This window comes from Tabrizicola oligotrophica, from assembly GCF_011008935.1.
Lineage (GTDB): Bacteria > Pseudomonadota > Alphaproteobacteria > Rhodobacterales > Rhodobacteraceae > Tabrizicola_A > Tabrizicola_A oligotrophica.
Genome location: NZ_JAAIVJ010000056.1, coordinates 1 through 253 on the forward strand (window position 1 = coordinate 1; position 253 = coordinate 253).

Annotated in this window: 1 protein-coding gene; it reads left to right on the forward strand. The window is 63.6% G+C overall.

Going from position 1 to position 253, the window contains the following annotated elements; genetic code table 11:
• Positions 1 to 165, forward strand: a 165-nt coding sequence (locus G4Z14_RS18800; RefSeq protein WP_407703849.1) for an IS66 family transposase, incomplete at its 5' end; no start/stop codon positions are given.
• Positions 166 to 253: the final 88 nt, after the last annotated feature.

The following is a 253-nucleotide window of genomic DNA, read 5'->3' on the forward strand; positions in this document are numbered from 1 at the left end:
GGCGACCGCAAAGGTCAGCACCCCAAGGATCACCTCGCCCGATACCGTGGCTGGATGCATGCCGACGGCTATGCAGGGTTCGAGGACCTCTACCGCTCCGGCGCCATCCGCGAAGTCGCCTGCATGGTGCGCATTCCACGGAAGCTGGGCGCCTATTCCACGTGATCGTGGGCACTCGTTCCACGGCATCTTGGGCAGCTGTTCCACGCGAAGGTGGGCAGCTGGTTTGACCGACGGTTTCATGGAGTCAGGC